Source organism: Hymenobacter terrigena (assembly GCF_054776515.1).
Genome location: NZ_BAAHBU010000002.1, coordinates 317,354 through 337,542, shown reverse-complemented (window position 1 = coordinate 337,542; position 20,189 = coordinate 317,354). Strand labels below are relative to the sequence as shown.

At 62.5% G+C, this 20,189-nt stretch carries 16 protein-coding genes; 8 read left to right on the top strand and 8 right to left on the bottom strand.

Annotated features, from left to right (window positions below; translation table 11 throughout):
- Positions 1-45 precede the first annotated feature (45 nt).
- Entirely contained in the window at positions 46-1,647 is a 1,602-nt protein-coding gene (locus ACYU7Q_RS08315; protein WP_460608980.1) for a T9SS type A sorting domain-containing protein, read from the bottom strand.
- A gap of 293 nt (positions 1,648-1,940) precedes the next feature.
- Between ACYU7Q_RS08315 and ACYU7Q_RS08310 the strand changes: the two genes are divergently transcribed.
- Together ACYU7Q_RS08310 and ACYU7Q_RS08305 are read left to right on the top strand one after the other, a co-directional pair.
- A complete protein-coding gene (locus tag ACYU7Q_RS08310; RefSeq protein WP_460608979.1) occupies positions 1,941-3,635 on the top strand; it encodes a hypothetical protein in 1,695 nt (564 codons plus the stop codon).
- Positions 3,636-3,863: 228 nt separating this feature from the next.
- Positions 3,864-5,501, top strand: coding sequence for a hypothetical protein (locus tag ACYU7Q_RS08305; RefSeq protein ID WP_460608978.1), 1,638 nt, complete (start codon positions 3,864-3,866; stop codon positions 5,499-5,501).
- Positions 5,502-5,689: 188 nt separating this feature from the next.
- Here ACYU7Q_RS08305 and ACYU7Q_RS08300 read toward each other — a convergent pair whose 3' ends face one another.
- From ACYU7Q_RS08300 to ACYU7Q_RS08280, 5 genes are all read right to left on the bottom strand, one after another.
- The gene (locus ACYU7Q_RS08300) at positions 5,690-6,664 is read right to left on the bottom strand and encodes a hypothetical protein (RefSeq protein WP_460608977.1); all 975 of its coding nucleotides are present in this window, start codon (positions 6,662-6,664) and stop codon (positions 5,690-5,692) included.
- Between the two features lie 425 nt (positions 6,665-7,089).
- Complete coding sequence (locus ACYU7Q_RS08295; RefSeq protein WP_460608976.1) at positions 7,090-7,749, bottom strand: MAE_28990/MAE_18760 family HEPN-like nuclease; 660 nt, start codon at positions 7,747-7,749, stop codon at positions 7,090-7,092.
- Positions 7,749-8,792, bottom strand: coding sequence for a GmrSD restriction endonuclease domain-containing protein (locus tag ACYU7Q_RS08290; protein ID WP_460608975.1), 1,044 nt, complete (start codon positions 8,790-8,792; stop codon positions 7,749-7,751). Before ACYU7Q_RS08290 ends, ACYU7Q_RS08295 begins: the two co-directional genes overlap by 1 nt.
- 36 nt (positions 8,793-8,828) lie before the next feature.
- On the bottom strand, positions 8,829-10,988 hold the full coding sequence (gene scpA, locus ACYU7Q_RS08285; RefSeq protein ID WP_460608974.1) for a methylmalonyl-CoA mutase: 2,160 nt from the start codon (positions 10,986-10,988) through the stop codon (positions 8,829-8,831).
- 78 nt (positions 10,989-11,066) lie between these two features.
- Positions 11,067-12,854, bottom strand: a complete 1,788-nt coding sequence (locus ACYU7Q_RS08280; protein ID WP_460608973.1) for a methylmalonyl-CoA mutase family protein — start codon at positions 12,852-12,854, stop codon at positions 11,067-11,069.
- Positions 12,855-13,055: 201 nt separating this feature from the next.
- Between ACYU7Q_RS08280 and ACYU7Q_RS08275 the strand changes: the two genes are divergently transcribed.
- The 3 genes from ACYU7Q_RS08275 to dnaA all read left to right on the top strand — a co-directional run bounded on the left by ACYU7Q_RS08275 (position 13,056) and on the right by dnaA (position 16,519).
- Positions 13,056-13,823: a bifunctional UDP-sugar hydrolase/5'-nucleotidase gene (locus tag ACYU7Q_RS08275; RefSeq protein ID WP_460608972.1), complete on the top strand. Its 768-nt coding sequence runs from the start codon at positions 13,056-13,058 to the stop codon at positions 13,821-13,823.
- A gap of 27 nt (positions 13,824-13,850) precedes the next feature.
- On the top strand, positions 13,851-14,789 hold the full coding sequence (locus ACYU7Q_RS08270; RefSeq protein WP_460608971.1) for a bifunctional metallophosphatase/5'-nucleotidase: 939 nt from the start codon (positions 13,851-13,853) through the stop codon (positions 14,787-14,789).
- Positions 14,790-14,941: 152 nt separating this feature from the next.
- Positions 14,942-16,519, top strand: a complete 1,578-nt coding sequence (gene dnaA, locus ACYU7Q_RS08265) for a chromosomal replication initiator protein DnaA (RefSeq protein ID WP_460608969.1) — start codon at positions 14,942-14,944, stop codon at positions 16,517-16,519.
- 87 nt (positions 16,520-16,606) lie between these two features.
- Here dnaA and ACYU7Q_RS08260 read toward each other — a convergent pair whose 3' ends face one another.
- Complete coding sequence (locus ACYU7Q_RS08260; protein ID WP_460608968.1) at positions 16,607-17,101, bottom strand: hypothetical protein; 495 nt, start codon at positions 17,099-17,101, stop codon at positions 16,607-16,609.
- Positions 17,102-17,297: 196 nt separating this feature from the next.
- The gene (locus ACYU7Q_RS08255; RefSeq protein WP_460608967.1) at positions 17,298-17,732 is read right to left on the bottom strand and encodes an OsmC family protein; all 435 of its coding nucleotides are present in this window, start codon (positions 17,730-17,732) and stop codon (positions 17,298-17,300) included.
- A 182-nt stretch (positions 17,733-17,914) separates the two neighbouring features.
- Here ACYU7Q_RS08255 and ACYU7Q_RS08250 point away from each other — a divergent pair, with 182 nt between their 5' ends.
- Genes ACYU7Q_RS08250 through ACYU7Q_RS08240 form a run of 3 tightly spaced genes read left to right on the top strand, consistent with a single transcriptional unit; the run spans position 17,915 to position 20,189 of the window.
- A complete protein-coding gene (locus ACYU7Q_RS08250; protein ID WP_460608966.1) occupies positions 17,915-19,423 on the top strand; it encodes a GH3 domain-containing protein in 1,509 nt (502 codons plus the stop codon).
- A gap of 4 nt (positions 19,424-19,427) precedes the next feature.
- Positions 19,428-19,742, top strand: a complete 315-nt coding sequence (locus ACYU7Q_RS08245; RefSeq protein WP_460608965.1) for a hypothetical protein — start codon at positions 19,428-19,430, stop codon at positions 19,740-19,742.
- 3 nt (positions 19,743-19,745) lie between these two features.
- A complete protein-coding gene (locus ACYU7Q_RS08240; protein WP_460608964.1) occupies positions 19,746-20,189 on the top strand; it encodes an HAD family hydrolase in 444 nt (147 codons plus the stop codon).

Genomic DNA, 20,189 nt, shown 5'->3' with positions numbered 1-20,189 from the left:
CGCTGCATCAGCCGGCCGGGGCGCACAAGGTAAGCGCTGCCCGCGCTAGTGCTGCACCACCACCTGCTGGGTGGTGGTTTTGCCCTGAGCCGCTATCCGCAGCACGTACAGGCCATTGGGCAGGGCCGAGGTATCGAAATGAACATCGGCGGCCGGCTGGATGGAACGAGTGGCGACTGGGGTGCCCAGCGGGTCGTACAGCGTGGCCTGGCCGGCCGGGGCCTGGCTATCGAGCCGCAGCGTGAGCAGGTTTTGGGCGGGGTTGGGGAAGAGGTTTAGCGCCGGGGTGCGAAAGTAGTTGCCGTAATCGGGGCCGCCGCCCCGGTTGTACTGGGGGGTGCCGTAGCGGGCCAGGTACCCTTGCGTGGCCGCACTACTTCGGGCCAGTGCCCCGAAGTGGCAGCTGCCCGTAAACGAGCCGGTGGTGTACACATTGTTCTGGTCGTCGATGGCAATACCGCCGCCGCCGCTGGTGCCGGGGCCGCCCACCAGCTCCTGCTGCTGCACGCGCCCATTGGGCGCGAGGCGGGCCCAATAGGCCTGCGTGCCGGCGCTGCCCGTTGCGAATACCTGCCGCGACTGCTGGTTGACGACCACGCCTTTCACCGAGGTGTTCACGGCCGTGGCCCAGGCCACGTTGCCGGTGGCGGCGTAGCGGGCCACGTAGCCCGTGGCGGCGGTGCTGGTGAGGGTGACGCCCCCGCCGAAGTCGGCCGTGCCCACAAAATCGCCGCCGATGCAGGCATCGCCCTGCTTGTCGATGGCAATGGGCCCGCCGAAGTTATTGCTGGGCACCGCCTTGCCCCACTGCAACTGCCCGGTGCCCGAGTCGAACAGCGCCAGGTAATTCGAATCCCCGTTGATGGTCACCGTCAGCCCATCGAGCCGCCAACCGCCGCCGCTGTAGCCGTTGAGGTAGCAGTGCCCGGCGTTGTCCACGGCCACGCCCAGCGCCCAGCTCGACCCAGTTGCCCCACGGATGCCCGTCAGCGCCTTGGCCCAGCGCACCTGTCCATTCCGGTCATAGCTCGCCAAAAAACCATCGCGCCGATGCCCCCCAAGGGCAATGTTATCGGCCACCACGCTGCCGCCCGTGACGTCGCCGCTGAGGTAGCTGTTGCCGGCCCGGTCCACGGCCACGCCCATGCCGTGGCTGGCCCCGTAGGGCGTGCCCTGGCCGCCGTGGGCCTGCTTCACCCAGCTCACGCGGCCGTTGGCCCCGCACTTCACCAGCATCACGGAATAGCCGCCCGCGTCGGCAATGGCCCCCGCCGTCTGGCCCCCGGCGTAGGTGATGGTGCCGTGCAGCCGGCCGCTGATGTAGGTGTTCCCGTCCTGGTCCACGGCAATGCCGGTGGTGTTGCTGCCTTCTTCGGCCCCTTCCAGCTTGGTCACGCGCACTACCTGGCCCTGGAGGCTGAGCTTGGCAATGTAAAGGCAGCGGCCGGGCAGGCTGCTGCTGATGGTGGAGCCGCCCAGCTGCGTGGAGCCGCCCACGAAGCTGCCCGTGACGTAGGTGGTGCCGTCGGCAGCGGCGGCCACGGCGGCTATGCCGGCGGGGGCGGGCAGGGCGTAGGTCCAGGCAGTGGGCTGGGCCCAGGCATTCAGGCTAATAAATAGGAATACGGAGAGGAGGAAGTGTTTCATAGGGTAACGGGATTGTGGGAATTGTGGGAAAATGAGAGGGTATGATTGCAAACCGACCCGCCTTGCTCCAGGGTATCCTTCAGCAGCACAGCCAACGGCCCAGCGGCACCACAAGGGCCGGGCGACACGATTCTATTCTTAAACTTAGAAAGGAATTTTATAGAATCATATAAATAATATATTTGATTTTAATGTAGCTACAGCGGTTGCCGGATGCATTGCCGCCGGCTGCCTACATTTGGTAGCAGGTGGGTTCCTCGTTTCCACATATTCCCCCATCTACCTGATTGCGTATGCGTACCGCTACTTTTTTTCGGGTCCGGTGGGCCCGCCTGGGGCTGCTTGCAGCCGCCGGCCTGCTGGCCGTTCCCGCCGCCCGCGCCCAAACCGACCCCGCCTGGGCCAGCGTCCAGCGCAGCACTTCGCCCAATGGCAGCTTTGGCGGCGGGCTCGGCTTGGCCGTGGCGGCCGATGGCAGTTGCTACGCGACTGGCAGCTACAGCGGCACCCTCACGCTGGGCACCACCGTACTCACGGCCGGCTCCGGGGCGGCGCACTTTTTTCTGGTCAAGTACAGCGCCACGGGCACCGCGCTCTGGACGCGTCCGGTGGAGGGCAGCGTGGCGAATACTCTCGACTGCCGCGTGGCGGTAGATGGGGCGGGCAATGCCTTTATCGCGGGGCCCTTCACGGGCACCGTCACGGTGGGCGGTACCACCCTCACCAGCGCGACCAACGATTCTTACCTGGCCAAATTCGACGCGCAGGGCCAGCCGCAGTGGGTGCGTCAGGGTGGGGCCGGTACCTACGCCGGCAGTCTGGCTACCGATGCCAGCGGCAACGTGGCCGTGGTCGGCCACGCCAGCACGGCCGTTGCGTTTGGCGGGCCGGCCGTGGCGGGCGCGGGCGTGTTCTACTACAAATTCTCACCGGCCGGCGGCATCCTGCAAGGCCGTTTCATCGGTACCGGGGCGTGGCTCGATAACACCCGGGGCCTGACCCTGGATGCCGCCGGCAATGCCTACCTCGTGGGAGCGTTCAGCGGCACCGCGCAATTTGGGGCCGCTACGGTGACCAGCCTGATGGGCTCCATGGACGTTTACCTGTGCAAGCTCGATGCCACCGGCACTCCCGTCTGGGCCACGTCGCTGGGCGGGGCCGCCGCCGACGTCGCCGGCGGCGTGGCCGTGGATGCCAGCGGCTCGGCCGTGGTGTGTGCCAGCAGCGAATATGCGCAGCCTGGGGGCGGAATTGGCCCCCCCTTCGGCAGCACCCTGTACCTGGCCCGCTTCACGCCCCAGGGTGCGCCGCTGTGGGAGCGGCGCATTAACCCCAGCGGCGCGGCCAACGGCCCGGGCACCAATTCCGGTCCCAGCCTGGCCTTCGGCGTGGCCTACGACGGGCGCGGTGGCTGCTACCTCGCCGGTCGCCTGCGCGGCACGGCCACCTTCGGAACCACCACCCTCTACGCCCTCAACCCGGAGCTGTTTGTGGTGCGCTACGATGGCCAGGGCAATGCCGTGTGGGCCAGCCAGGGCGTGGGGACTACTGCCACCCCCGGCACCGATGGTTCCAGTGCCAACGGCATCGGGACCGATGCGGCCGGCAATGCCTACCTCACGGGCTCGGCGGGAGGTGCCGTCGCGTTCGGGCCCCTAGTCACAGCGTCCAGCACGGGCTCATCCGATGTGCTGCTGGCCAAGCTCACGGCCGGCAGTGTGCTCACGGCTGCGCACCCGGCCGCGGCGGGCCTGGCGCTCGCAGCCTACCCCAACCCGGCCAGCGGCACCGTCACGCTGCGGCTGCCGGTGGGCGGCGGGCAGCTGGCCGTGCTCGATGCGCTGGGCCGCCCCGTGCGCCAGCAGGCGCTGCCCGCCACGGCCGGCGACTGCCCGGTGTCGCTGGCCGGGCTGGCCCCCGGTCTGTACCAGCTGCGCGCCACCCTCGGCAACGGCCAGCCCGCCACGGCCCCGCTGCTGGTGCGCTAGAGCGGGTTTATTCCATCAAAAAGGGCCCAGATGTAGCATCCGGGCCTTTTTTGATGGAAAGAGGTTTGTTTCAGCAGCCTGATTTCGATGGGTAGGGTGTTGTCGCTGCCGTTCTGGGTGCGAAGCCCTGGCTGGCGCGGTCCCACTGCGAATCCTTTACATTTAACGCGGCGCAGAGCTTTCCCATTGCGTCACGGGTCCTTTTAGCCACCTTTCAGCCTAGTGCTTATGCCCAGTTTTACGTTGTTTCAATCCTGGCGGCTAAGGCTGCTATTGCTATTGGGGCTGGCCACTCCTGCCGCCCGCGCCCAAACCGCGCCCACCTGGGCCAGCGTGCGGCGCCTACCCGCCGCCGCCAGCGCCGGCCAGAGCCGCGCCGAAAGCATTGCCCTCGCCGCCGACGGCAGCCAGTACGTGGTGGGCCGGTTCACGGGTACGCTGGTGTTGGGCGGCACCACCCTCACGGCGGGCACCGCCGGCACCGGGCACCTCTACCTGGCCAAGTACAGCGCGGCCGGGGCCGTGCTGTGGGCCACCCAACTGGAGGCCAATAGCGGCTCGGTCCACGCCAAGGTGGCCGTCGATGCCGCCGGCAACGCCTACCTGGCGGGCGATTTTGATACCTTCCTCACCCTGGGTACCACCACGCTCACGGCCCCGGGGGCCGCCAATGGGTCACCCATCGATGCGTTTCTGGTGAAGTACGACAACCAGGGCGTGCAACAGTGGGTGCGGCAGGCCGTGGGAACCCGCAATACCGGCGCGGCCTACCTCTACGGCGTCGCCACCGATGCCAGCGGCAACGTGACCATCACCGGCGATTTTACCGGCTCCGTTGCGTTCAGCGGCACGCTCTTTACGGGCGCGGGCGTGTACCTCTACCGCTTCTCGTCAGCCGGCACCGTGCTGCTGAGCAAGCAGGTGAGCAACGACGGTTTTGCCGATGACCTGGTGCTCGACGCGGCCGGCAACGCCTACATCACCGGCGGCTTCTACAATGGCACCGCTTTCGGCTCCATCGCCCCGTCCAATGCCGGCAACGCCGACCTGTTTCTGTGCAAGGTGAGCGCGGCCGGCACCACGCAGTGGGTGCAGGCGGCCGGCGGCCCCGGCGAAGACGTGGGCGTGGCCCTGGCCCTCGATGCCGCCGGCAACGCCGTGGTGGGCGGCTATTATGGCTCCAGCAGTAAGTACGTGGTGCGCGTCACGAACCAGGGTACCCTGGGGTGGACGCGCGTGGTTAGTTCCAGCATCCTGGGCTATTCGCCCATCAACGCCGTGGCCTACGACGGGCGCGGCGGCTTTTATGTGGCGGGGCGGTTCACGGGCACCGCCGTCTTTGGCGCCACCACGCTGACCTCGGTGGGCAGCAGCAGCGCCTGCGTGGCGCGCTACGACGGGCAGGGCAACGCCGTGTGGGCCGGCCAGAGCGTGAACATGTCCCCGTCGGCCAACGCCGGGGCCGATGGCCTCGCCGCCGATGCGGCCGGCAACGTGTACCTCGTCGGTTTTGCCGCAGACGCGGTGCAGTTCGGCAGCCTGCCCGTGTCCACCGGCGCATCCGATGCGGTGGTGGCTAAGCTCACCGCCGGCGGCATCCTCACGGCCACCCGCCCGGCCGCGGCGGGCCTGGTGCTGGCGGCCTACCCCAACCCGGCCAGTGGCACCGTCACGCTGCGGCTGCCGGTGGGCGGCGGGCAGCTGGCCGTGCTCGATGCGCTGGGCCGCCCCGTGCGCCAGCAGGCGCTGCCCGCCACGGCCGGCGACTGCCCGGTGTCGCTAACCGGGCTGGCCCCCGGCCTCTACCAGCTGCGCGCCACCCTCGGCAACGGCCAGCCCGCCACGGCCCCGCTGCTGGTGCGCTAGGCGCGGCTTCGATGTAGGGGCGGGGCTTGCCCCCGCCCGTCGTTGAACGGAGTCGTTGAAACGGTGCTAACGACGGGCGGGGGCAAGCCCCGCCCCTACATCGAAACCGCCCCAAGCGCAACTCAATCAAACGAAAAAAGGCCCGGATGCTGCATCCGGGCCTTTTTGATGGGTAAGAAGCAATGCGCTTAGTGCAGCACCGCGATTTCGACGCGCACCGGCGTGCTGCTCGTATTGAACACTTCCAGCCACTGGCCGTCCGGCCCCAGGGCCTCGGCCGTGGTGTCCAGCTCGCTGCCGGCGGTGGTGAGGGTGGCGTGGGCGCGGAGGCTGTTGCCGGCCGCCATCACACGGCCCACTAGCGCCTCCTGCGCGGGCTGGGGCACGGCCAGGCGCAGGTGCAGCCGGGTGGTGGCCAGCAGCGGCGTGCTGAACAGCACGCTGCCCAGCGCCCCGGGGGCCACGGTCAGCTCGTGGGTTTCGGGGCCGGCGGGCGCGGCCGGCCCGCTCAGCCGAAACAGCTTGAGCGTGGGCGCATCGGCGGCAAAGAGCACCTTGGCCGCCGCGCTCACCTCCTGGCCGAAGCCGTAGGCCAGGTTTTGGGTGGTCACGTAGTGGTCGGTGCCTTCCACGTTGGTGCCTTTGGTTACTTCTTGGGTGGTGTTGGTATCGGCGAGTTGGGCCACCAGCGTGCCCAGCGCGGCGAGCATGGCCGGGGCGTAGCCTTTGGCAGCCAGGGCGGTTTTGTCGCGGGTGGCTGAGGTGAACGCGGTTTGCAGGAGGGTTCGCATCTTGTCGTGGTTTTCGCGGGCGGCCACGTAGGTGCTGCGGCCGTACTGTTCGAGGCGGCCGGCATTGTGCGGGTAGGCCCGGCCCACGAAATAAAACAGGCTTTGGATGGCCGTGCGGGCTTGCTCCATCACATCGGTCACCTCGGCGGTATCCTCCACGAGTTCACCGGTGCGCACGGTGTTGTCGGGGGTAGTATCGGCCGCGCCAATGGCCGCCAGCCAATCCGTCCCGAACGCCGGGGCGAATTCGGGGTTGAAAGCCGCAAACGCTGCTTCGTGGGTGAGGTAATGCGCGTGCATGGTGCGCATGTTCTGGCGCATCGTGGCATCGGCCGTGGGGTAGTGCCGAAGCACTGCGGTAGCTCTTTTCATCTTATTAAGAATGAATGGTGAAATAGGAAGCCGGAAGGTAGGCGTTTGGAGCCGGTTCGCACCGTTAAGGAGCCTCTTCCCACCCATGCGAAGAGGCTCCTTAGCGGTGCGAACCGGCTCCTTAAGGCTGCGAAATGGCTCCTAAGCCCCGGGAAGCGGCTTTTTGCCGGTGCGCCCCGGCTCCTCGCACCTGAAAAAAAGCTCCTTGTGGGTGCGGGTTGGCTTCTTGCTCGTGCGGGCGGGCTTCGTAGGTCCGCGGCCCGTCTCCTTGCCACGCAAAAGGCCCGCCGGGTGGGGCGGGCCTGGGAGGCATTGAGCGGGATACAGGGGCTTCTTAAGAAACTGAGGCAGTTATAAAAGAAAATAATGAATTCAGCTAAGGCAAAACCATGATTTGATTCGTGTATCACTAATTATTTATGACTCTATATCAAATAATCTTGGTTAGTTAAGTAGTTGTCAAACTGGTTAATTGTATACGAACAAAGTAAATTCAAATCGTTAAACCTGGTTTCCAAATCTGACACACTAAATCTACCCCCTATGAACTGTGGGGATTCTCGTCCATGAGCCACTGCATTTCTGTTATCAACTAATTCAATTAATCTGCCCTTAAACCTTAGATGAGGCAGGTTTGGTGTAGTTATAGCAAAAGCATTCCATATCAAGTCTAGTTGCTCTTTCCTTATGTTTTTTCCGCCTGCTGGGTCTAATCCTTGGTTGAGTACTAAAGTAGACGCAGAATCGATAGCAGCCATTAATTCTATCTTTTTTGACCATTTATTTTCTATGCCAGCCATTGAATAAGCGGTAACATAAGAATCTAAAGCCAATGACATAAAAGGGGATTTGCATTGATTAATAGTATGCAGCCTTGAATTAATGATTTCAATTGAGCGCGCCACTAAAGATGTTACTGTTGATTCCCAAACTCCATACATATGGACGAAAAACAATCCTTTCAGAGTTCTAATAGAATTAATAGCATCAGGTGCGGAACTGGGTTCTAAATGCTTTATTACATTCAAATTAAACCTTAGCTCAGAAATTCTAGTCGTTGTTATCGTTCTGATTGTTGTCAGCATTACGATAGGAATTGGTCTCGACAAAACTCTATTCTAGCTTTTACTCTGGTTCGCGAGTTTGTAGCTCCGGTTGTTAAATCCTTCATTTCATTACTCTGCATCCAATTTGCGATTCCCGCAAGATTAATATCATCTTTTTGGAGTAATGCGAGTGCTGCACCCACTGCAACAGCTTCATAAAGGTTAGCAGGAGTGTTATTTCTGTTTGTACTGCGAGTTATGCCATTAGGCAATGCGGTCGCAAGCTTATGGAAGGTTTTGTCAAAAATTTCTTCTCCTGCTTTGTAACTGAACTGTTTAGTTGCCTCAGTCATGTAATCAGTTAAGAATTCCTTTACTGAGTGGTCAAACGTCTTGTAACTGTTTAGATAAGAAAAGAAACGCAGCACCCATTCTTCCCTTGTACCATCTGACTCACCCGATTTTGGTAGCTTAACTGTACGCTGAAATTCGAGGGATTTACCCCTTTCCTTTAGGAATTCATTAAACTTGCCTTGTAATATGCAGGACCGAATTTCTTGGTCAGTTAGCTTTATGCCACCTGAGTTAAGTCTTTCGAATAGGTCAAATCTAACCTTCGCGACACTTTTATCGCTGAGAGTTACTACTTTGATTGGCTTCAACTCAAAACCCATTTGTACTGCTCTAGGTATATCTGTAAAAGATTTTCCATTGAATGCAGTGAGTTTTAAAAGCTCTTTCAATTGCAAGGGAGTAGCAGCCTTCAGCCCAATCTTTGCACGAACTTCTGCATCACCTGCGAAGTGAATCATAGTGCTTAATCGTTGGACGCCATCAACTAATTCCCAAGTGCCATCTTTATTGGCTGCTGTGAAAAGGCTAGGTACAGGTATTCCAAGAAAAATAGATTCAACAAGAGTTGATTGTCTTTCTTCATCCCAACGGAACTGGCGTTGATAATCTGGAGCAATGTCAATGTAACCATCCTTGACCATATTGATAAGTTCTTTGACAGTAATATCATAACTGTCAAAATCAACTTTCATCTTTTGCTCGCTGAGTTGTGTTGTTAAATCCATCATGGTTCTTAAAAATTTGTTTAATTAACAATTATTCTGCTACTCCCCCAGCTTCGCCAGAATCTCCAGTGCGGCGGTGGCGATGACCGTGCCGGGGCCGTACACGCCGGCCACGCCGGCATCGTAGAGGAACTGGTAGTCCTGGGCGGGGATGACGCCGCCGGCGATGACCAGGATGTCTTCGCGGCCGAGCTGCTTGAGCTCCGCCAGCAGCTGGGGGAGCAGGGTTTTGTGGCCGGCGGCCAGGCTGCTCACGCCCACGACGTGCACGTCGTTGTCGGCGGCCTGGCGGGCTACTTCGGCGGGGGTTTGGAAGAGGGGGGCAATGTCGACGTCGAAGCCGACATCGGCGAAGCTGGTGGCGATGATTTTGGCACCACGGTCGTGGCCGTCCTGGCCCATTTTGGCCACCAGCATGCGGGGGCGGCGGCCTTCGCGGCGGGCAAACTCCTCGGCGGCCGCGCGGGCCTGCTCGAAGGCGGCGTTGTGGCTCATTTCCTGTGAATAGACGCCGGCCACGGTGCGCGTGGTGGCCTGGTGGCGGCCAAACTGGGCTTCGAGGGCATCGGAGATTTCGCCGAGGGTGGCGCGGGCGCGGGCGGCGGTCACGGCCAGGGCCAGGAGGTTGTGGGCGTCCTTGTCGGCATCGGCGGCCAGGTCGGCGAGGCGCACGCCGGCGGCTTCGGTGAGGGCGGCCAGGGCCACTTTCACGGCCACGTTGTCGCGGGTGGCGCGGATGGTTTTGAGGCGGGCAATCTGGCTTTCGCGCACGGCGTCGTTGTCGATGTCGAGCACTTCGACCTCCGTTTTCTCGGTGGTCTGGTACTTGTTCACGCCCACGATGATTTCCTTGCCCGAGTCGATGCGGGCCTGCTTGCGGGCGGCGGCTTCCTCGATGCGCAGCTTGGGCAGGCCGGTTTCGATGGCCTTGGCCATGCCGCCCAGCCCTTCCACCTCCTGGATGAGGGCCCAGGCGCGGTCGGCCAGCTCGTGGGTGAGGGTTTCGACGTAGTAGCTGCCGCCCCAGGGGTCCACCACTTTGGTCACGTCGGTTTCGTGCTGGAGGTAGAGCTGGGTGTTGCGGGCAATGCGGGCCGAGAAATCGGTGGGCAGGGCAATGGCCTCGTCGAGGGCGTTGGTGTGCAGGCTCTGGGTGCCGCCGAGCACGGCCGCGAGGGCCTCGATGGCGGTGCGGGCCACGTTGTTGTAGGGGTCCTGCTCGGTGAGGGAGTAGCCCGAGGTCTGGCAATGGGTGCGCAGGGCCAGGCTTTTGGGGTTGGTGGGGTTGAACTGGTTGATGAGCTTGGCCCACAGCAGGCGGCCGGCGCGCAGCTTGGCAATCTCCATGAAGTGGTTCATGCCGATGGCCCAGAAAAAGCTCAGACGCGGGGCAAATTCGTCAATCTTCATGCCCGCCGCGAGGCCGGCGCGCACGTATTCCAGGCCGTCGGCCAGGGTGTAGGCCAGCTCCAAATCGGCCGTCGCACCGGCTTCCTGCATGTGGTAGCCCGAGATGGAAATGGAGTTGAATTTGGGCATCCTGGCCGCCGTGTAGCTGAAGATGTCGGCGATGATGCGCATACTCGGCGCGGGCGGGTAGATGTAGGTGTTGCGCACCATGAACTCCTTCAGAATGTCGTTCTGAATGGTGCCTTGCAGCTTTTCGGGCGGCACGCCCTGCTCCTCGGCCGCCACAATGTAGAAGGCCAGCACGGGCAGCACCGCCCCGTTCATGGTCATGGACACCGACATTTCGCCGAGCGGAATCTGGTCGAAGAGGATTTTCATGTCCTCCACCGAGTCGATGGCCACGCCGGCTTTGCCCACGTCGCCCTGCACGCGGGGGTGGTCGGAATCGTAGCCCCGGTGGGTGGCCAGGTCGAAGGCCACGCTCAGGCCTTTCTGCCCGCCAGCCAGGTTGCGGCGGTAAAAGGCGTTCGATTCCTCGGCCGTAGAAAAGCCGGCGTACTGCCGGATGGTCCACGGGTTTTGGGTGTACATGCTGGCGTAGGGGCCGCGCAGGTAAGGCGCCTGCCCCGCCCCGAAGCCCAGGTGGTCGAGGTGGGCCACATCCTCGGGGCCGTACACAGGCTTGATGGCAATGCCCTCGGGCGTGAGTGTGGCAGCCGTTTCGGGCGCAACGGGAGCGGCGGGGGCCGGGGCGGCGTTGTAGGGAATCGAAGAGAAGTCGGGCTTCATGGGTGGGTAAGAGCAGAATTAGAACGTCATGCTTCGGCTTCGCTCAGCATGACGTTCTTAAAAATGACGTTCAGTTGATTACTGGCGCCCTTGCAAACGGGCCAGCACTTCCTCGGTGGTATAGCCCTGCACCTTCATTTCCTGGAAGCCGAACACGCGTACGGCCTCGTGCATGGTAGCCAGGTCGGAGCTGAGCAGGGCCGGCGGGATGAATTGCTGCTTCTCGGTCGGAATCTGGTAGATGAACCGGGCAAACTTGCTGAACTGCTCGGGCGTGGCGTACATCAGGGTAGCCTCTTCGGCCGAGGAGTAGAGCAGCGACAGCGTGCCGGCCGGGTGGCTGGCCGCCAGCTCGGGCCGCTCGTGCTCCTGCAAGGTTTGCAGAAACGTCTCCAGGATAACCTGGTTGGTGTTGCCGCCCAGCAGCACCACGGCGGCGCGCTTGCTCTTGCGGTCGCGGCGCTCGAAGTGCATGGCCGTGGCCAGGCGCAGTACCTCGGTGGGGTAGGCGGCCCGCGTCACGTCGAACTCGGCAGAGCGCAGCAGCTTTTTGGGGTGGAAGTGGAACTGCTCGTTCTTGTTCTGGAAGCGGTTGGTGCCCACAATCACCTGTTGGCCGCTGGCAATGCGCCGGAAGGTTTCGGTCGCTACCGCTTTGATTTCTTCGAGCAGCTGGCCGCGCACGGTCGGCAGCCCACCCGCCGCTTCGGTGCGCTGAAACAGCGTCCAGGCCTCCTGGGCCAGCTGGTCGGTGAGGGTTTCGAGGTAGTAGGAGCCGGCGGCGGGGTCCTGCACCCGGCCCAGGCCGGCCTCCTCGCGCAGTAGCACCGAGAGGTTGCGCGCCAGCCGGGCCGAAAAGTCGTTGGCCTCGGCAAACAGGCAGTCGAACGGGGCTACGGATAGCGAATCGGCCCCGCCCAGCACGGCGCTCATGGCCTCGGTGGTGTGGCGCAGCAGGTTGGTGTGCGCGTCGAGGGTAGTCTGCGTCCAGGTGGCCGTCATGGCGTGGATGCGCAGGTTCGCGTTCAGCTCGGCGGGCAGGCCAAAGCCGTGCAGCAGCGTGGCCCACAGCCGGCGCAGGGCGCGCAGCTTGGCAATTTCGAGGAAGTAGCCGGGCATGATGGCCACGTGCAGGTGCATGGCGGCGGCCACTTCGGCGGCCGTGGTTTCGGCATCGGGCAGCTCGGCCAGCAGCGCGGCAGCGGTGTTCAGCGTGAAGGCAATCTGCTGGGTGGCAGTAGCGCCCCGGTTGCCGAAAAAGGCCCCGTTCACGGCTAGAGCGCGGAAATCGGGCATGCCGGTGGTTAGGCGCACGCAGCGGCGCAGGGCGGCGCGGTAGTCGGCCAGCTCGGCTCCCTCGGGCACGGGGCCGGGGGCAAAGCGCAGGAAGCCGCGTAGCTGGGTGCCGGGCGCGGCTTCTACCAGCTGGCTCAGGAGCTCATCGGGCGTGGCCATCACCGTGTAGCCCACGAAGGTGCGGGCCAGCGGCAGCTGCTCGGCCAGGTAGTGCACGGCCAGCGCCGCAATGTCGTGGATAATGAAATGGATGCCATCGGCCCCGTTGGCAAGGGCCGCGACGGCCAGGTCAACCTGGTTGCGGCCATCGGTGCCGGTGGGCACGGTCAGGGCCGACACGTTCAGCCAGGGCGCAATGGGGTGGGGCAGGGGCGCGGGCGGGCCGCCCAGCGCCGCGAGGGCTTCGCGGTGGTAAAAAGGCTCGAGGCTGAAGCCGTCGGGCAGGGGCCAGCGCAGCGTGGCCGGGTCCCGGCCTTTGAGCTCGCGCGTGAGACGGGCCTGCCACTCGGCGGTGGTGACCGCTGGGAATTCAGCGAAGGAAACGGGCGTGGCCGTGAGGGTGTCGGACATAGCTAGCAAGCGTTTCAGCGGATAGCGCGCGGTAATTCCCGCAACTACGAACTCCGGCAAAAACAGGCCGAAAGATACCGCGCCGGGGCCGAAGCGACCAGCCAACTCCTGCGGTGGGCGGTGGCTGGCCGGGTTCAATCGTAGCTTTGCATAAACTTTCGCCCGGTATTCGTCGGGTATTGTCCGCCTCCGCTGTATTCCATGTTGCACCACCCATTTCGGACCGCCTTCACTCCGCTATTACTGGCTCTGACGCTCGCCACCGGCTGCCAGCGCGCCGCCTACGCGCCCACGGCGCACTTTGCGCCCGTCACGAGCCAGGTGGTGGGCAAAACCCAGGCCGAGGACCCCGCCATCGCGGCCCTCATCGCGCCCTACCACGACAAAGTAACTTCCCAGATGTCTGAAGTGCTGGGCACCGCCCCAGCACCGCTCACCAAAGGCCCCGGCGAAAACACGCTCTCCAACTTCGTGGCCGACTTGCAGCGCCAGCGCGCCAGCGCCGAGCTCAAACAGCCCATTGCCTTGGGCGTGATGACCAACGGCGGCCTGCGCGCCGGCTTCGCAGCCGGCCCCGTCACGCTGGGCTCGGTGTTCGAGCTGATGCCGTTTGAGAACGAGCTGGTGGTGCTTGACGCGCCCGGCCCGGTGGTGGAGGACTTGTTCGAGTATGCCGCGCACATCAAAATGGCGATATCCGGCGCTACCTATTCCGTCACCTTCGACGGCATGCCCAAGGACATTCGCATCGGCGGCCAGCCTTTTGATGTGAACGATTCACGCACCTATTCCATTGCCCTGTCCGACTATCTGGCCACCGGCGGCGACAATCTTTCGTTTTTCAAAGCCCTCACGCCGCGCCACACCAACGTGTTGCTCCGCACCGCCATCGCCGACCACATCCGCGCCCTCACCAAAGCCGGCCAGCCCGTCACGGCCCGCATCGAAGGCCGGGTGAAAGCCAATTAATTGCCAGCCGCTAACTGTCGAACCATCATGCAACGCCGCGAATTCCTCCGCAACTCCCTCCTCGGTACTGCCGGCCTCACCGTGCTGGGCGGCCTGGCCAACTCGGCCGAAGCCGCCGCTACCGCCAAGGCTCCGCGCAAGCTCACTATCCTGCACACCAACGACATGCACTCCCGCATCGAACCCTTTCCCGACAACGGCGGGCAGTGGGCCGGGCTGGGCGGCATGGCCCGCCGCGCGGCGCTGATTAAGGACATCCGTGCGAAGGAGCCCAACGTGCTGCTGCTCGACTCGGGCGACATTTTCCAAGGCACGCCTTATTTCAATTTCTTCGGCGGCGAGCTCGAGTACAAGCTCATGAGCCAGATGGGCTACGACGCCAGCACCCTCGGCAACCACGACTTCGACAACGGCCTCGAAGGCCTGCAGCGCCAGCTGCCCAACGCCACTTTCCCCTTCCTCATTGCCAACTACGACTTCTCGAAAACGCCACTGGCCGGCCGCTTCGCTCCTTATAAGGTGTTTGAGAAGCAGGGCATCCGGGTGGGCGTGTTCGGCATCGGCATCGAGCTGAGCGGGCTGGTGGCCGACAAAAACTTTGGCCAGACCGTGTACCTCGACCCCGTGGCCAAGGCCAAGGAGATGGTAACTCAGCTGCGCGGCCCCGAAAAATGCGACCTCGTTATCTGCCTTTCGCACCTCGGCTACAAGTACGAAAACGCCAAGCTCGACGACCGCAAACTCGCGGCGCAGGTTTCCGGCATCGACCTCATACTGGGCGGACACACCCACACGTTCATGGACGCGCCCGAACCCATCGCCAGCCCCGACGGTCACGCCACGCTCATCAACCAGGTGGGCTGGTCGGGCATCAACCTGGGCCGGTTGGATTATGAATTTTCAACAAAAAGCAAGCGTGCCGGGTTAGCAAGCGCCGCTGTGCTGCCGGTTCGGGCGGCCTGCTAAAAGCACGACATAAACAAGCCCACATCGGCTTTTTTAACTGCGAAGTTTTCCACAATTTTGTCCCCCTCTAAAAAATAACGCCCACCCCGGGCGGCTGATTTCGGTCTTCTTTTTGCTCCCGGTTTGTGGCCGGTTTCCTTTCAAACGTTCAAATGCTCAAGGATTTTCGCACGGTTTGGGCTGGCTGCCTGCGCAGCATCTCGGCGGAAATCGGGGAGCAGAGCTTTAGGACTTGGTTCCAGCCCATTGTGCCGGTTGAGCTGAAAGGCAACGTGCTTACCATTCAGGTGCCAAGCGCCTATTTCTACGACTGGCTGGAGGAGCACTACGTGGACGAGCTGCGCCGCGCGCTCTACCAGCAGCTGGGCTCCGAAGGCCGCCTCGAATACAGCGTGGTGGTGGACCAGGGCAACGACCAAACGCCGCCCCGCGCCCTGCACCTGCCGCCCACCCGCAAGCAGGCCGCCCCCGACCCGCGCGACGCGCCCCAGCCCATGCCCGGCACGGCCGTCGGCAACCCGCTGGCCGGCAATAACCCCCTGGCTGGCAGCGCCCGCGCCGCCTCGGCCCGCTACGTGAACTCGGGCGCGGTGCGCACCACGCCGCGCGGCAACAACTTCGCCAACGCCGCCGGGGCCGACACCCTGGCCCCGCCCCGCAACCCCTTCGATCAGGCCCGGCCGATGGACGGCAACCTCGTCCCGTCGCAGCTCAACGGCTCTTACACTTTCGATAACTACATTGAGGGCGACTGCAACCGCCTGGCCCGCTCGGCCGGCCTCGCCGTGGCCAACAAGCCCGGCACCACCAGCTTCAACCCGCTGATGGTGTACGGTGGCGTGGGCCTGGGCAAAACGCACCTGGTGCAGGCCATTGGCAACCACATCAAGGCCACCGCGCCGGAGCGGTTTGTGCTCTACGTATCGGCCGAGAAGTTCACCAACCAGTTCATCGACAGCGTGCAGCGCGCGCAGGTGCAGGATTTTGCGAACTTCTATCTGCAGGTCGATGCCCTGATTCTGGACGACGTGCAATTTCTGGCCAACAAGGGCAAGACGCAGGAGATGTTCTTTCACATCTTCAATCACTTGCACCAGTCGGGTAAGCAGATTGTGATGACTTCCGACCGGCCGCCCAAGGACCTGCTGGGCCTGGAAGACCGTTTGCTCAACCGCTTCAAGTGGGGCCTGACGGCCGACGTGCAGAGCCCGGACTTTGAGACGCGCGTGGCCATCATCCGCAACAAGATGGAGCAGGACGGGATTGATATTCCGCCGGACCACGTGGTGGACTACCTCGCCAATTCGGTGCACACCAACGTGCGCGAGTTGGAAGGCGTTATCGCCTCGCTGGTGGCGCAGAGCAGCCTGAGCCGCCGCGACATCGACCTGGAAATGGTGAAGCAGGCCTTGCGTCACATCATCGAGGAGGTGGAAGCCGAGGTCAACCTCGACTTCATTCAGAAGACCGTGGCCGCCTATTTCAACATTTCGGTTGATTTGCTGAAAGACAAAACCCGCAAAAAGGAAGTGGTGACGGCCCGGCAGGTGGCCATGTATTTTGCCAAGCACCACACGGCCCACACGCTGAAAACCATTGGTTTCCACTTCGGTGGCCGCGACCATACCACCGTGATGCACTCGGTGCAAACCGTGTCGGACCTAGTGGATTCGGACAAGAAATTCCGCGACCAGGTGGACGAGCTGCGGAAGAAATTCGCCAAGAAATAGGGTTTTTAGCCCAACTAAAACAATCAAAAAAGGGGCTCCAGACATGTTTAGTGTCTGGAGCCCCTTTGTTTGGTTGAAAAATATAGTTTAGGCGGCCGCCGTTGGGCTCACTTCCTGCAAGGGCAGGTTGTGCTTGGCAGCAAAGTCGCGTACCTGCTCGCGGAAGCTCATTTTGCGACGCTTGCCTTTCACTTCACGCAGATTGAGGGCGTAGATTTCGCCGTCTTTCTGGCGCACACGCAGGACCATGGGCTTAAGCTCCAGGGCGGCAATGTTTTCGGCGGCAAATACCTGCTTGGGGCGGAACAGGCCGTTTTTGTGCACGATGTAGCCGGGCGTGAATTCGAGGTAGCTCTGGGTGCCGAAAATAGGCGCGTTGTTCACCAGCACGTAGCCGAGGTACACGAAGGTGAAGACCAGGAACACCCAGTGCAGAAAGTGGTAGTCCTGCGCGCCGGTGTTGCTCAATATGCCAAACAGCACGTAGGCCAGCCAGAACAGGCCGATGGCGAGCTGGCCCCAGAACGGGACGCGGGAGTTGTTGGCGGGGCGAAGGCGGATGCGGGTGGTACCAGTGGGCATAGGGACAAATTTAGTGGCTAGTGACGGGTTGTGCCTAGTCAGGTACAAAAAGAACGGTTATGTAGCAAAATAAGGCCGTCATGCCGAGCGCAGCGAAGCATCTTTACCGCAATAGTAAATCTGATTACTGTTGCGGTAAAGATGCTTCGCTGCGCTCGGCATGACGGCCTTTATTTATTCGACCAAGCTGTGGACCCTAGCCCACAAGCTTCGCTTCCAGCGTCATTTTGGGCACGGCGGCCAGCACTTTCGATACCGGGCAGTTGGCCTTGGCATCTTCGGCGTGCTTCTGGAAATCTTCGGCCGTGATGTTGCCGCCCGTGACGTGGCCTTCGGTGCGGAGGTGGATGTGCTCGATGGTAGGCTGGCCGTTGTTGGGGTTCATCGTTACGGTGCTGGTCGTGGTGATGCTCTGCACCGTGTGGCCGTGGCGGGTGAGCGCCCCGGTCAGGTACATGGTGTAGCAGCCGGCGTGGGCCGCGCCGATGAGCTCTTCGGGATTGGTGCCGGGCTTGCCTTCGAAGCGGCTGCCTACCGAGTAGGGCGCGTTGAGGAGTCCGCTGTCGGTGGTGAGGGTGCCGCTGCCTTTGATGTCGCCGTTCCAGACGGCTTTGCCTGCATGGTCTGCCATGATGAGGTGAATGAGTAAGTGAGTAAATGAGTGAGGCAAGCTTTCGCTGGCACCGTAGTTCTGGTGCAGTAGCTAAGCCCGAAAGCTTAACGCGGGCAAGCTACTCAGGTTGCCCCGACCCAACGGCTGAACTCGGCCAACGTACCTTCGCAGCCCTTCCAACGGCCTTTTACTTCGGATTTATGGGATTGAAAGCCACCCTGAGCCAGCCCCTGGCCCGCTACATTGCCCGCCGCTACGCCCGCTGGCAGCACCGTCCCGAAACCACCCAGCGCGAGCTGCTGGCCAAGCTGACGGCCACGGCGGCCGGCACCGCCTTTGGCCGCGCTCACGACCTGGGCGGCATCCGCACGCCGGCCGATTTGGCGCGTCAGGTGCCCGTGCGTGATTACGAGGCCCTCAAGCCCTGGTTCGACCTTACCCAAGCCGGCGAGGCCGACGTGCTCTGGCCCGGCCGGCCGCTGTATTTGGCCAAAACCAGCGGCACCACCTCCGGCACCAAGTATATCCCGATTACGAAGGACAGCATCCCTAACCACATCGACGGGGCCAGGGATGCGCTTTTGTATTACATCTACCGCACCGGCCGCAGCCAGTTTCTGGATGGCAAGCTGATATTTCTGTCCGGCTCACCGGAGCTGGAGATGCACCACGGCATCCGCACGGGCCGGCTCTCGGGCATTGCCAACCATCATGTGCCAGCATACTTACGCCGCAACCAGCTACCCAGCTACGCCACCAACATCATCGAAGACTGGGAGACCAAGCTGGAGCGCATCGTGGGCGAAACGCTGGGCCAAAAGATGACCCTGATATCCGGCATTCCGCCGTGGGTGCAGATGTATTTCGACCGCCTCACGGCCCGCACCGGCCGGCCCATCAAGGATATTTTCCCCGATTTTAACCTGTTCGTGTACGGCGGCGTCAACTTCGAGCCCTACCGCGCCAAGCTCTTCGAAAGCATCGGCCGGCCGGTGGACAGCATCGAGCTATTCCCCGCTTCCGAAGGCTTCCTGGCCTTCCAGGACGAGCCCGGCAACCCCGGCCTGCTGCTGCTACTCAACAGCGGTATCTTCTACGAATTCATCCCCGCCGAGCGGTTCTTCGAGCCCGACGCGCCCCGCCTCACCATCGCCGACGTGGAGCTGGACCGCAACTACGCCGTCGTCCTCACCTCCAACGCCGGCCTGTGGGCCTACAGCCTCGGCGACACGGTGCGCTTTGTGAGCCTCGCGCCGCACCGCGTGGTGGTCACGGGCCGCATCAAGCACTTCCTCTCGGCCTTCGGCGAGCACGTGATAGGGGAGGAGGTAGAGCAGGCCCTGCGCGAAGTCATGGCGGGCTTTCCCGAGGTTGAAGTCGCCGAATTCACAGTGGCCCCGCTCGTGAGCGACGACCCCGCCACTCCCTCGCGCCACGAGTGGCTGGTAGAATTTGGTCGCAAGCCGCACGACCCCGCCGCCTTCGCCGCCGCCCTGGATACGGCCCTGCGCCGCCGCAACACCTACTACGACGACCTGCGCCGGGGCAATATTCTGGTGCCGCTGCTCCTCACGCCGCTGCCCGCCGGAGCCTTCCAGCGCTACATGAAAAGCCTGGGCCGCTTGGGCGGGCAGAACAAAGTGCCGCGGCTGGGAAATGACAGGAAGGTGGCGGGGGGATTGTTGGCGCTGTCTAGTTTAAACAACTAGGACCATGGGAACTATCAATTACATTGTTGCAACTATGCTGGGATTGGCTACTGCATTGCTGGCAGCCTTCTTTTTCCTGGGCTCTCAAGAGCAACATGCCTTGCTTCTGCAACAAGGCCTTTGGTATGGCTTTGGGTGGCGTTTTTATGGCTTTGGTATGCTGGGTTTAATTGCCGCTGCTTGGTGGTGGAGTCTAAATGTGGTGCTGCTCAAAACAGGTATTACGAAAGACGTAAAGCTTGGCCGGACGGCAGTCATGTTAGCTGCCGGACCAATAGTGGGCTCCTTTTTTGGTACTGTTTTTTTCTGTTTCGCTTGAAACATGCGCCTAGCCTTCGACCTTGACAACACCCTCATCCGTTGTGGCCATGACTTCCCTTTGGAAAAGCCCCAACGGCGCATCTGGGCCAAACTGCTGGGCAACGAACAGCTACGCGAAGGCACCAAAGCGCTGACCGATGCCTGCCGCCAGCGCGGCTGGGAAGTGTGGGTTTACACCACGTCCTACCGCAGTGCCTGGCGCATTCGCCGGCTGTTCTGGCTGCACGGCATCCGGCTGGATGGCGTGGTTAACCAGCAGCGGCACGACCGCGAAGCCCGCGCCCGTTGCACCAAGCACTCGCCCAGCTTCGACATTGATTTGCTGATTGACGACTCCGAAGGCGTGCGAATTGAAGGCGAGCGCCACGGCTTTCGTGTGCTAGTGATAACGCCGGAGGATGCGCAGTGGACGGAAAAGGTGCGGGCCGCGCTGAATTCATTTTAA

Bases quoted from the DNA above. Each gene is read 5' to 3' on its own strand.
- ACYU7Q_RS08315 (WP_460608980.1), bottom strand. From the start codon at position 1,647: ATGAAACACTTCCTCCTCTCCGTATTCCTATTTATTAGCCTGAATGCC.
- ACYU7Q_RS08305 (WP_460608978.1), top strand. From the start codon at position 3,864: ATGCCCAGTTTTACGTTGTTTCAATCCTGGCGGCTAAGGCTGCTATTG.
- ACYU7Q_RS08260 (WP_460608968.1), bottom strand. From the start codon at position 17,101: ATGCCCACTGGTACCACCCGCATCCGCCTTCGCCCCGCCAACAACTCC.
- ACYU7Q_RS08275 (WP_460608972.1), top strand. From the start codon at position 13,056: ATGTTGCACCACCCATTTCGGACCGCCTTCACTCCGCTATTACTGGCT.
- ACYU7Q_RS08300 (WP_460608977.1), bottom strand. From the start codon at position 6,664: ATGAAAAGAGCTACCGCAGTGCTTCGGCACTACCCCACGGCCGATGCC.
- scpA (WP_460608974.1), bottom strand. From the start codon at position 10,988: ATGAAGCCCGACTTCTCTTCGATTCCCTACAACGCCGCCCCGGCCCCC.
- ACYU7Q_RS08255 (WP_460608967.1), bottom strand. From the start codon at position 17,732: ATGGCAGACCATGCAGGCAAAGCCGTCTGGAACGGCGACATCAAAGGC.
- ACYU7Q_RS08280 (WP_460608973.1), bottom strand. From the start codon at position 12,854: ATGTCCGACACCCTCACGGCCACGCCCGTTTCCTTCGCTGAATTCCCA.
- ACYU7Q_RS08295 (WP_460608976.1), bottom strand. From the start codon at position 7,749: ATGCTGACAACAATCAGAACGATAACAACGACTAGAATTTCTGAGCTA.
- ACYU7Q_RS08290 (WP_460608975.1), bottom strand. From the start codon at position 8,792: ATGATGGATTTAACAACACAACTCAGCGAGCAAAAGATGAAAGTTGAT.
- ACYU7Q_RS08270 (WP_460608971.1), top strand. From the start codon at position 13,851: ATGCAACGCCGCGAATTCCTCCGCAACTCCCTCCTCGGTACTGCCGGC.
- ACYU7Q_RS08240 (WP_460608964.1), top strand. From the start codon at position 19,746: ATGCGCCTAGCCTTCGACCTTGACAACACCCTCATCCGTTGTGGCCAT.
- dnaA (WP_460608969.1), top strand. From the start codon at position 14,942: ATGCTCAAGGATTTTCGCACGGTTTGGGCTGGCTGCCTGCGCAGCATC.
- ACYU7Q_RS08250 (WP_460608966.1), top strand. From the start codon at position 17,915: ATGGGATTGAAAGCCACCCTGAGCCAGCCCCTGGCCCGCTACATTGCC.
- ACYU7Q_RS08245 (WP_460608965.1), top strand. From the start codon at position 19,428: ATGGGAACTATCAATTACATTGTTGCAACTATGCTGGGATTGGCTACT.
- ACYU7Q_RS08310 (WP_460608979.1), top strand. From the start codon at position 1,941: ATGCGTACCGCTACTTTTTTTCGGGTCCGGTGGGCCCGCCTGGGGCTG.